Source organism: Clostridioides sp. LIBA-2809, from assembly GCF_056688965.1.
Genome location: NZ_CP197004.1, coordinates 3,938,375 through 3,950,442 on the forward strand (window position 1 = coordinate 3,938,375; position 12,068 = coordinate 3,950,442).

At 28.1% G+C, this 12,068-nt stretch carries 6 protein-coding genes and 1 riboswitch; of the genes, 2 read left to right on the forward strand and 4 right to left on the reverse strand.

Going from position 1 to position 12,068, the window contains the following annotated elements; genetic code table 11:
• Positions 1–333 precede the first annotated feature (333 nt).
• Entirely contained in the window at positions 334–3,204 is a 2,871-nt protein-coding gene (locus ACTG44_RS18575) for an EAL domain-containing protein (protein ID WP_479921006.1), read from the reverse strand.
• A 530-nt stretch (positions 3,205–3,734) separates the two neighbouring features.
• Positions 3,735–3,893, forward strand: a riboswitch (M-box (ykoK) riboswitch).
• A 348-nt stretch (positions 3,894–4,241) separates the two neighbouring features.
• On the opposite strand from ACTG44_RS18575, the gene mgtA reads away from it, so the two are divergent.
• Positions 4,242–6,932, forward strand: coding sequence for a magnesium-translocating P-type ATPase (mgtA, locus tag ACTG44_RS18580; protein WP_021386297.1), 2,691 nt, complete (start codon positions 4,242–4,244; stop codon positions 6,930–6,932).
• Positions 6,933–7,484: 552 nt separating this feature from the next.
• On the forward strand, positions 7,485–9,023 hold the full coding sequence (locus ACTG44_RS18585) for an ABC-F family ATP-binding cassette domain-containing protein (RefSeq protein WP_021386288.1): 1,539 nt from the start codon (positions 7,485–7,487) through the stop codon (positions 9,021–9,023).
• 183 nt (positions 9,024–9,206) lie between these two features.
• Here ACTG44_RS18585 and ACTG44_RS18590 read toward each other — a convergent pair whose 3' ends face one another.
• From ACTG44_RS18590 to ACTG44_RS18600, 3 genes are all read right to left on the reverse strand, one after another.
• Positions 9,207–9,920, reverse strand: a complete 714-nt coding sequence (locus tag ACTG44_RS18590) for a response regulator transcription factor (protein ID WP_479921007.1) — start codon at positions 9,918–9,920, stop codon at positions 9,207–9,209.
• 265 nt (positions 9,921–10,185) lie between these two features.
• On the reverse strand, positions 10,186–11,136 hold the full coding sequence (locus ACTG44_RS18595) for an SDR family NAD(P)-dependent oxidoreductase (RefSeq protein WP_021386283.1): 951 nt from the start codon (positions 11,134–11,136) through the stop codon (positions 10,186–10,188).
• A 1-nt stretch (position 11,137) separates the two neighbouring features.
• Positions 11,138–11,788, reverse strand: a complete 651-nt coding sequence (locus ACTG44_RS18600; RefSeq protein ID WP_021386291.1) for a PadR family transcriptional regulator — start codon at positions 11,786–11,788, stop codon at positions 11,138–11,140.
• Between the last annotated feature and the right edge of the window lie 280 nt (positions 11,789–12,068).

The following is a 12,068-nucleotide window of genomic DNA, read 5'->3' on the forward strand; positions in this document are numbered from 1 at the left end:
TAGTATAATTCTAACTAATAAGTTATATTAAGTAAATAATTTTAATTATTTCAATAAAATTTAATATAATTATATTATTTCACCTTAAAATTTTAGTTTTTTCAAAGTAAATCATACATTATACCTAAGATTATCTAAGATTTAATTAATGTTATTCTTTTTGTTATTCGTAATACACTACTTATTTTTACAACAATAAAAGACACTTCATAATTTATAAAGTGCCTTTACTATATATTTAATTTTCATTCATTTTTAGATATCATACATAAATATTTTATTTATTGTAATCTTTAATATACTATTATAACAACTTAAATATTTATACAATTTCTATATATCTTTAGACTTCTCCACTTTTTGAACAAACATATCCTTTGGCATAGGTTTAGCATATAAATAACCTTGTGCATAATAACAATTAATACTCATTAAAAATTCCGCCTGTTCCATATTTTCAACACCTTCACAAATTACTTCTAGACCCAAGTCATTTGCCATCTCAACTACTTTACTTATAATCTTACCTTCACCTTTAGAATTATCTAATAGAGATTTATCTATTTTTAGAATATCTACAGAAACTTGGTTAAGAAGATTTAAAGAAGAGTAACCTGACCCAAAGTCATCAACAGAAATAAAAAATCCAAGTTCCTTAATCTTTTTTATCATATCATTTGATATACTATCATTTTCAAACAAACTTTCAGTTATTTCAAGTTCAATTATGTTTCTAGGTATATTATATTTAACAAGCAACTCTTGCAATCTATTTATATAATCTTTTCTCTGAAAATGTGCTCTTGATTGATTTACAGAAATTGAAATTGGTTTAATTCCAGAATCCATCCAAAAACGAGTCAATTTACATACTTCATCCAACACAAAAAAATCAACTTCTATAATACCACCACTCTTCTCAAGTATAGGAATAAATTCTGCTGGATTCATAAAGCCAAGTTCTTTATGATTCCATCTTACAAGTGCTTCTGCTCCAATAATTTCATTTGTTCTCATATCAAATTTAGGTTGATAATAAACTTGGAACTCCTTGTTTTCTAATGCATAATCTACTCTGTCAACAATCTCTTTTTCTTTTTTAAGATTTTCTCTAAGTGAATCATCAAAATATACAATAGATAGCTTGCCTTCCTTTGCTTTTCTTCTAGCAATTTCAGCATAATCAATAGCCTTTGTAACAGCAATATTCTCAGTTTCAATATTATATACTCCAAAGTTGGGCTTAACTTTAATACTAAAACCTTTAACTTCAAAATATGAGATATTTTCATTTATACAGTTAAGGGTTAGTTCCAAATCTTTTTTAAACTCGTATGGTAAAAGAAAAAGGAAATGGTCTGCTTTTACATGGGCCAATAAGGCTGTATCTCCGATAATCCTTTTTAGGACTGAAACAATTTCTTTTATGATTATATTTCCAGAATCTCTACCATAATTTTCATTTATTATAGCAAATTTTTTTATGTCAAAAGCAACCAGTGCATAAAACTTTCCTTTATGTTTTTCCAAAATTTTTGTTGTTTCTTTTTCAAATCCATTGTAATTCCAAATTCCAGTAATTGTATCTTTAAATGCTAAATCAAAAATATGTATTGAATGTCTTCTGTTAATTGCAATTATATAAGAAAGAGCAGCTATTATAATTAAGAAAAAGCAAAAAGAAACTAAAACTGTCTGAACTGGATGCTGATGAACAAATTGAGATAAGCTAGTTTCATAATTTTGAAACATTGTATACTTTGCAATAATTTCAGAGCACTCATCCTTATTAAGTGAATTTATTCTTTTATCCAAAATAGAATATAATACTGGATTTATATCTTGGCTAACCCCTAGAGATATATTGGTTTTATAATCAGTAACTAAGGTTGCTTTTAAATTATTATAATCCTTTTGTATATAGTTTTCAGCAGAATATGTATTTATAAACGCTACATCTGCATCGCCTCTTTCTACTGCATTTATAGCCATTTTTTCAGATTTATAACTTTTAACATTAGATTTTTTATAACGTTTTTTGATATACTCATCATTAAACTTATCACTGTCAACAACAGCAATATTATTAAACTTAGTATTCCTATAGTTCTTAGTTATTGCACTGTAGTTCAATTCCATATAAGGAGATGTAATTTTTATTCCATTCTGTTCTGCCCATCCATAATCAGAATTAAAAAAACATATAACATCTGCTTTTCCTTCTTTTAACATATTAATTGATTCTTTATATGAATTGGTTTCTATATAGTCTATCTTCAAACCAAGGTCCTTAACAATTAAACTAAACATATCTGATATTATACCATTAAAATTTCCGTTGTCTAAGTATGATAATGGATATGATTCTGGCATACTAACTAAACGTATACTATCATTTCTTTTTAAATAATTATGTTCTTCTTTAGAAAGGATAAACTCATTTTGATTACTAGATTGATAATACTTACTATATAAATTAAACTTATATGCAGGATTATCCATTTCTATGTCTTCTAGAGCATTATTAATTTCTTCTAACAATTGAGCATTACCTTTTTTTACAATACAATAAAATGGAGATGGAGAAAACTGAGCAATTACATTTTCATCTTTAGCAGTTCTTAGGCTACTAGTTAATATAGCATCCACTTTTCCATTTTTTAATGCACTTTCTAACTCTTTTTGATTTTTGAAATATTTAGATGTGTAATTAAATTCTTTTTCGTATGCAAATTTTTTTAAGCTTTCATTTCTACTATTACTTTCAAGTAATCCAATCACTATTCCATCAAAATTTTTATAATCATTTGGTAAATATTTTGAATTTCCATGTTTTACTGTAATGCGTGCATAACTGCTTCCCAAAGGCAATTCTGAGAAATCAAATTTTTCTGCACGTTCTTTTGTATATTGTGCAGATGTAAGCAAATCAATCTGACCATTTTCTAACATAGCTTGACATTCTTCCCATGTACCAGATACATATTCATATGTCCAGCCAGTATGCTTTGCAATCTCATGAAGATACTCATATCCATACCCACTTCTATCCCCAGTTTCATTATACTCATGATACCCTTCAAACTCAAAAAAACCTACCTTTACAACACGCTTTTCTGATGTAGCAATTGTTTGTATTGGGAGATACACAAATATTATACAGATAATTAAAGAAATTATAAAAGCAATTCTTTTAATTGACACAAATCTAATTCCCCCCTTTATAAAAAGTTTTTGTTGAAATTGCTTGCGATTATTTTAATAACAATACTTATTTACATTATGTTACTAATGATATTATATTCAAAATATACCTATTTATATAATCATAAATAAACATATATCCTTACTTATTACTTTAAATGTATACTTTCATATATAAAATTTATATTTATTTTGTTTCTAACAATTATATATGTATCTTAGCACATACTTTAAAATTCAACAATAGTATTCAACTGCTTCTACAGGTTGTAATATTTCATAAAAATAGTACATGCTATATTAAAATTATAAAGCTAATAGCCTTAATTGCTTTTATAGATTATACGATTTTATTAGAAATGAATTGTTATACAATTTTAATAAAAAAAAACATACATTAAAAATATTTGTAATTATACAAATACAAGATTTAGAACAATAAGTTTGACAAAGTAATATAATATATTGACTATATATAGTTTTTTATATGTTGACAAATATTTTTTTATATATTATAATCTCATAGAAATTAAATATCTCGGTAGGTGAGGCTACCATAGGGATACGGGTTGCTGCCGCAAAATAGTGGAGACACTATGAGAAGGTCAACAGTTTATGTCGATTCCAAGGCATAATCTAATGCAATTTCATCGCCCTATGAAGTTAAAGCTTGAACGATGATTAAACATTTTTTACTGTATTATAAATATACTTAGGTTTTCTATACCTTGGTTGTTTTTATTGTAGGTTTAATTCCCTTGTCATTGTTTATGCTTTGATAAGGGATTTTTTAATGTTTATTTTAGATTTATATATTTTGAATTTTGGAGGTGAGAAGAATGGACGCAGGAAGTAGTAATAACATAAGCTCTGTTGAGCGAAGTAGTCACTTATTTGAAGAATTGTACTATTTTGTACGTCTTATTTCTTCTGCCTATTTTTAATAAACTTAAAACTAGTGATGTTTTTCGTCACAGACTTATGTCTTTACTTCCTTATTTTCAAGAAATAGATAACTATTTAAGGAGGTCTCAGACATGATAAAAAAATTAAATAAAAAACTTATTACACAAACTATATATAATTCAACTTCAAAAGAACGTATACTTGATTCAGCTATAATGAAAGACTATATTTTATTAAATGAATATAAAAATTCTTATAATGGTTACTCTGAAAAAATGGTTAATATAATGAGAGACAAGTATGGTAATAACGAAATCACTCAAAAATCTGGTAATTCAATGATAAAAAAGTTTGTAAAAGCTTTTGTAAACCCATTTACCATTGTACTCTTTATTTTAGCTATAATTTCTTTTGTCACAGATGTTATTTTAGCAAAGCCAGCTGATAAAAATGTAACTACAGTCATTATCGTATTGACAATGGTAGCTATAAGTGGATTACTACAATTTATTCAAGAATCTCGTTCTGGGAAAGCAGCACAAGCCCTAAGTGATATGGTAAATACTACTATATCAGTTATGCGTGATTCTAAAGGATTAATAGAAATACCACTAAGTGATATTGTTGTAGGAGATATTATCCATATTGCCGCTGGTGATATGATTCCAGCTGATGTACGTATATTACAATGTAAAGACTTATTCGTTAGTCAATCTTCTCTTACAGGAGAAAGTGAGCCAATAGAAAAATTTTCTGATGTCTACAAAGGAGCTAGCAATAATATACTTGATTTAGATAATATTGCATTTATGGGTAGTAACATAATTAGTGGCTCAGCCATAGCTATTGTTATTTCAGTAGGTGATTGTACTGTATTCGGTTCTATGGCTCAGCAAATAACAAACAATAAAACTATAACAGGTTTTGAAAAGGGTGTTAACTCAGTTTCATGGCTACTTATAAGATTTATGTTTGTTATGGTTCCAATAGTTCTCTTTGTAAATGGTTTTACAAAAGGTGATTGGATGGAAGCATTTTTGTTCGCACTTTCAATAGCAGTTGGACTTACACCAGAGATGTTGCCAATGTTAGTATCTGCAAATCTTGCTAAAGGTGCCGTTGCTATGTCAAAGAAGAAAGTTATTGTTAAAGATTTAGGCTCTATACAAAATTTTGGTGCTATGGACATACTTTGTACTGACAAGACTGGAACTTTAACTAAAGATAAAGTAGTTTTAGAGTATTCTCTTGATATTCATGGAAAAGAAGATAAACGAATCCTTCGCCATGCATTTTTAAATAGTTATCATCAGACAGGGCTTAAAAATCTTATGGACATAGCTATTATTGACCATGCAAATGATAATGGTATGCAAGAGCTTTGGATAGATTATACAAAAGTTGATGAAATCCCATTTGATTTTAATAGAAGAAGAATGAGTGTAGTAGTTAAAAATAAATTTGGAAAAACTCAGCTTATTACAAAAGGTGCTATTGAAGAGATGTTGTCAATTTGTACTCATGTTGAGTATAAAGGTGAGATTCAGTTGATAACAGATGAAATACGTAAAGAAATTATTACAATAGTTTCTAAATACAACGATAAGGGTATGAGAGTTTTGGGAATTGCACAGAAAAATAACCCTTCTCCTGTAGATGAATTTTCAGTTTCTGACGAAAGTAACATGGTTTTAATAGGTTACCTTGCATTCCTTGACCCACCAAAGGAAAGTACATCTAATGCAGTAAAAGCTCTACTTAAAAATGGAGTTGATATAAAGGTTCTAACTGGTGACAATGATGCAGTAACAAAGTATATTTGCAAACAAGTAGGCATTAAAATCGAAAATATCTTACTTGGTTCAGACATAGAAAACATGGATGATAAAAATCTTGATAAAATAGTAGAAAATACAAGTATATTTGCAAAACTTTCTCCAGAACAAAAATCTCGTATAGTTGCATCTCTTCGTAGAAATGGACATATCGTTGGATTTATGGGTGATGGCATAAATGATGCTGCTGCTATGAAGGAATCTGATGTTGGCATATCCGTAGATACAGCGGTTGATATAGCTAAAGAATGTGCAAATATTATACTACTTGAAAAAGACCTTATGGTACTAGAACAAGGTGCCATTGAAGGACGAAAAACATATGCAAATATTATAAAATATATAAAGATGACTGCAAGTTCTAATTTTGGTAATATGTTCTCTGTATTAATAGCAAGTGCATTCTTACCATTTTTACCAATGCTACCAATTCAAATCTTAATACTAAACTTAATTTATGATATTTCATGTATAACTATTCCATGGGATAATGTGGATGATGATTATCTAAAAGTTCCAAGAAAATGGGATTCATCATCTATAAGCAAATTCATGACTTGGATTGGTCCAACTAGTTCAGTATTTGATATTACAACATATATACTAATGTATTTTATAGTATGCCCAAGTGTATTTGGTGGAAGTTTTCATAGCTTAGATACTACAGGTCAGCTTGGATTTATATCTCTATTTCATGCTGGATGGTTTATAGAATCTTTATGGTCTCAAACATTGGTTATTCATATGATAAGAACTCCACACATCCCATTTATTAAAAGTCGAGCTTCATGGAAATTAACTCTTTTTACAACAATGGGAATTGTTATTGGTACTGTTATACCCTATACATCCCTTGGTCATGCTATTGGTATGATGCCACTTCCAAGTATATACTTTATTGGATTGATTTTTACTATTTTATCTTATATGGTCTTGGTAACTCTATTAAAAAAGATATTTATAAAAAAATATGGAGAATTATTATAATTAATACTATCCTTCATCTTAATAATATAAACTTTAATTTATTATGCTATCAAGGTGACTATATAAAAATAACTTTTTTTGTTGACTATAATCACGTATTATGATAACATGATTTAAGCTATAATTAGCAAAATATATTTTAAATAAATAAGATAATATCAAAAGTACAAAGTACAATTTAAATATAAATAAACTAGAATTACTATTAAGATTAGGATGTGAATAATTATGATTTATATAAAATTAGTTAAACTTGTTAGAAAACTTAACTCTACACAAATGTATACGATGAAGCGTTGTGTAGAGGTTAATCTGGAAGCTTAGAGCTTTCTATCTTCATCGGCAAATATAGGTTGGATAGTATAGTTTTTCTGCTATGCTTATTTAAAATCGCCTATTTGCCGATAGATATATAGATTTTCTGGTCATAGACAACAATGCTTGTCTATGACCTTTTGTTTTTCCAAAAGCAGAGGTCGGCATTTTAAAATGCCTTTCCTCTGCTTTTTTTATTTTCATAAATTTTTTAATAAAAGAAAAGGAGTTTGAATTATGAGTTTATTAAAAGTAACTAATTTATCACAAGGTTTTATGGATAAGTCACTGTATGAAAAAGCTAACTTTGATTTATTCAAAGGTGAACATATTGGTATAGTTGGTCAAAATGGTGTAGGTAAAAGTACCTTAATTAAAATTTTATTAGGAGAAGTTGTTCCAGATGAAGGAGAAATCAAGTGGCAAACTAGTATCAAAATAGGTCATTTAGACCAATATGCAGAAATTAATAGAGATACAACAATATCCCTCTATTTACACACTGCCTTTGAAGAACTTTATAAAATAGAAAAGGAGATGAACTTGCTATACCAAGAAAGTGCTCTATCTGGAAATGAGCAACAACTAATTAAAGCATCAGAGTATCAAGAATTATTAATAGCAAACAACTTCTATTCTATAGACAATGAAGTGAACAGAATAGCAACTGGTCTTGGATTAGATTCAATAGGAATGAATCGTGTTGTTGGAGAACTTAGTGGTGGACAAAGGGCAAAAGTAATCTTAGCAAAATTACTACTTTCTAATCATGAAGTTTTATTATTAGATGAGCCAACAAACTTTTTAGATAAAGAACATGTTGAATGGCTTGCTAACTATTTAAGCACATTTAGTGGTGCATTTATTGTGGTTTCTCACGATTTTGATTTTCTAGAAAAAATTTCTACAGGTATTCTTGATATAGAGTTTGGAATGATTAAGAAATATCATGGAAAATATTCAGAGTTCCTTAAGCAAAAATCACACTTAAGAGAAGATTATATTCGAAGATATCATGCACAACAAAAGAAAATAGAAAAAGAAGAGATATTTATACGTAAAAATAAAGCTGGAGTTAATTCGAAAATTGCAAGAGGAAGACAAAAACAATTGGATAAAATAGAAAGAATAGCTCCTCCTAGTTTTGTAGGAAAACCAAATATTCAATTTTCAGAGACTGAAATATCTGCTCAGAATGCACTTACAGTAACTAATCTTGAGGTGGGCTACTACTATTCTTTACTTCCAAAGTTAAATTTCTCTGTTGATGGAGGTCAAAAAATAGTTATAACTGGATTTAATGGAATTGGTAAGTCAACTTTATTAAAGACATTAGTTAAAGATATTCCTTGTATCTCTGGAAGTTTTCAGTTTTCAGAGCAAGTTAAAATTGGTTATTATGAACAAGATTTAAAATGGGAAAATCCTACTAAGACACCCCTTCAAATAGTGGCAGATAAGTATCCAAAATTTAATACAAAAGAGATTAGACGTCATCTAGCCAGATGTGGTGTAAAGGAAGAGCATGTTTCAAGGAGTGTGTCTACTTTGAGTGGTGGTGAACAATCTAAGGTTAAATTATGTTGTATGATGTTATCTCCTTGCAATTTTTTGATTCTAGATGAACCAACTAACCATTTTGATGCTGAAACAAAGGATGCTTTACAAAGTGCTTTAAAACAGTTTAAAGGAAGTATCATACTAGTCTCTCATGAAGAAAAATTTTATAAAGGTTGGATTGATAAGGTATTTAATATAGAAAAACAATTAATATAAATTTATATGTTATATGATATATTGTTTAATTAGTACTTCAATACATGTATTAATATTTTAGTTAAAGTTTCATTGCTAGGAAACTTTAAAGAATAAATGTCTACAAGAGTATAAAGTCTATTGCTAAGATACAAATATTAATAGGCACTTGTTTAGGAGTGCCTATTAATATTAAAATTTGTTCTAATCAACTCTATTCACAAGTTTATATCCTAGACCTTTAACTGTTATAAGTACTTTAGGATTTGAAGGATTATCTTCAATTTTTTCTCTTATATGTCGTATATGTACCATAATTGTATTATCACAGATACTGCTATATACACCCCACACTTGTTCATAAAGTCTTTCTTTTCCTATAATTTTATTTACATTTTGAGCCATGTAACTTAAAAGTTGATATTCTCTTCCAGTTAACTCAATTTCATCTCCATTTTTATATACACGACATCCTCCTGTGTCAATAGTAATATTACCTAACTTAATAACTACATCATCCGATGGTATAATGCTTTGGTACTGTTGTCTACGCAATTGAGCTTTAACTCGAAAGACAACCTCTCTTGGACTAAATGGCTTCGTTATATAATCATCCCCACCACTACTAAGACCAAGTATTTTGTCAATATCATCATCTTTTGATGAAAGAAAAAGAATTGAGCAGTATGAGAACTCTCTAATTTTTTTACACACTTCTATTCCATCTACATCTGGTAACATTATGTCAAGAATAATGACATCTGGACATTCTGTCTTACACAAAGAAATAGCATCTAAACCATTATAAGCTTTAACAATATTTTTAAAACCATCCTTTATCAAAACTTCTTCAATTAGATTTATTATATCTTTCTCATCATCAACAAGTAATATTTTTTTATTAAAGTATGTCTCCATATTAAAATCGCTCCTATAAAGAGTTATTTTTTTCTATTTAATTCTATCGCTCTCTATGTTCTGCTTAAAGTATATTCAAATAATTAAATAAAATCAAGTATATATCAATTATAAATTAAATTCTAATTAATCATAACTTTTCTCATATTAATTTAAGCAGTAAAATAAAAACTTATCAGAATTAGCAAAGACACTCTCTCGTTTTAACAATTTCAATATTAATGAAATTATATTGTTTATGTAATAATTTCGTTAATTATATATATTATGATAGCAAACTACACTTAGCATTTTCGATATACTGTTTGCATACAGCCCACACCTTATCTATTGCCTCTTTATTATTGACATAAGGCGGATAAACCTCTTTGCTTGTAATAATTTTTATAAATGATATTGAATCATCAGCCATTTTAACAATTTGACCTCGATGATTTATTAGTTTTCCAGTAATACCTGTATAAACATTAGAGGTACAAATTGAAAAGTAAGCCTTTCCAATAGTTTCTGGCTCTAGTATAATAAGGTTTTGTAAAAATGCAAGTGTTTTCCAATAAGAATTAAACTTATTAATTGTTTCTTTACTCATTTTTGTTGCTGGAACCATAATTGCATTTACACTTATATTATAAGGCTTGTATTTTTGTTTCATCATAGTTGTAGCCATAAGTAAAGCCATTTTAGAATCCCCATAAATTTGATATGAATTATATTGTTTATCCTCTATGGCTTCCCCACTTAAAACTCCAAAATTAATTTTTCTTCTTTCATCAAAAAAATGTTTTATATTTGTGCTACAAACATTTAGAATTTTAGGATTATTTGATTTAGCAAGTACATCCAATAATAACTCAGTCATGAGAACTGGCCCAAATAGATTGGTAGCAAAAGTTAGTTCCACACCATCAATACTTTTTTGAAATCTTTTTTCTCCATGTCTGAAATGTCCAGCATTATGAATTAAAATATCTAGAACACCATATTTATTCTTATACATCTCACAAAAACTATAAATTGATTGTTTTGATGAAATATCAAGTTGAAGCAAATCTATATTAGTATTTTTAGTCCTATCAATAAGTTCTTCATGCACTGCTTCACTAGTCTTAATATTTCGACATGCCATTATGACCCTATAACCTTCTGATGCAAACTTAAATGCTGCTGCCTTCCCTATTCCTGAATTAGCTCCAGTTATGATTACAATTCTTTTCACACTAGCTACCCCCTTTTTCTTGATTATGACCATTCTTTGAACATTCATTAATTAGTTTTTTCTTTAAGTTCTCAAACCATTCTATTTCAAAATTTGTCCTATCAATCCCAAACTGTAAAGTCAATAATTCAAAATCAATTATATCTTGAATATCTCTTTGCATGTCAGAGGGTTCAGTGTATTGTGAAAAGTGATTAAACTGTGCTTGGTTTTCTTCTATACAAGTAATGAACTGTAATTTTACAATATTGATGTCTTGTTTTTTGATATTCTCTAACTGCTCTCTTTCTTTTTTGAGGTCTACAAGATAAGATTCTATTAATGATAATCTTTTTTTCGTTGGCACAAAACCCATAAAAAATAGTTTACTTAATTCCATATCCTTCATTTTACCTGAGATCATAGCAGTCTGTACCCATTTTAAAAAACATAATTTCCCTTCATCAGTTAATACATAAAATTTCTTATTTACACTATTTTCAATAATTTCTTCATATACTATCATTTTCTTTTCAAGTAATTTTTTTATTGCAGCTTGAATGCTTCCCATACTATTGCTACACATTGAAGTGAAATTTATTTCTATGATGTTTCTTATCTCATAAATTGTTAGCTTCTTAAACATAAGTAATCCTAAAATAATTTTATCCATTTTACTTACTCTCCTTTTATATTACTAATAGTAACATTCCTAATAGATAAAATCAACCACTAAAAAAACTAATGTAATGTCTTCAGGCTCTATCTACTAATAAAAAATGTCTATCAATCATCTATAAAAGTAGCCCATAAATTTGACTTAATTATTTATGAATATCTTTTCTTTTTAGGGAAGCATATAGCATAAAAGTTCAATAAGCCTGTTGTTAGGATTATTACTGCACCAGCTCCTAATGAAATTCTGATGAAAGAATTTATTAACTCTGGCTGAA

What these genes read in the sequence shown, in the direction of transcription:
- ACTG44_RS18600 (WP_021386291.1), bottom strand. Translation starts at nt 11,788, where the DNA reads ATGGATAAAATTATTTTAGGATTACTTATGTTTAAGAAGCTAACAATT.
- mgtA (WP_021386297.1), top strand. Translation starts at nt 4,242, where the DNA reads ATGATAAAAAAATTAAATAAAAAACTTATTACACAAACTATATATAAT.
- ACTG44_RS18590 (WP_479921007.1), bottom strand. Translation starts at nt 9,920, where the DNA reads ATGGAGACATACTTTAATAAAAAAATATTACTTGTTGATGATGAGAAA.
- ACTG44_RS18585 (WP_021386288.1), top strand. Translation starts at nt 7,485, where the DNA reads ATGAGTTTATTAAAAGTAACTAATTTATCACAAGGTTTTATGGATAAG.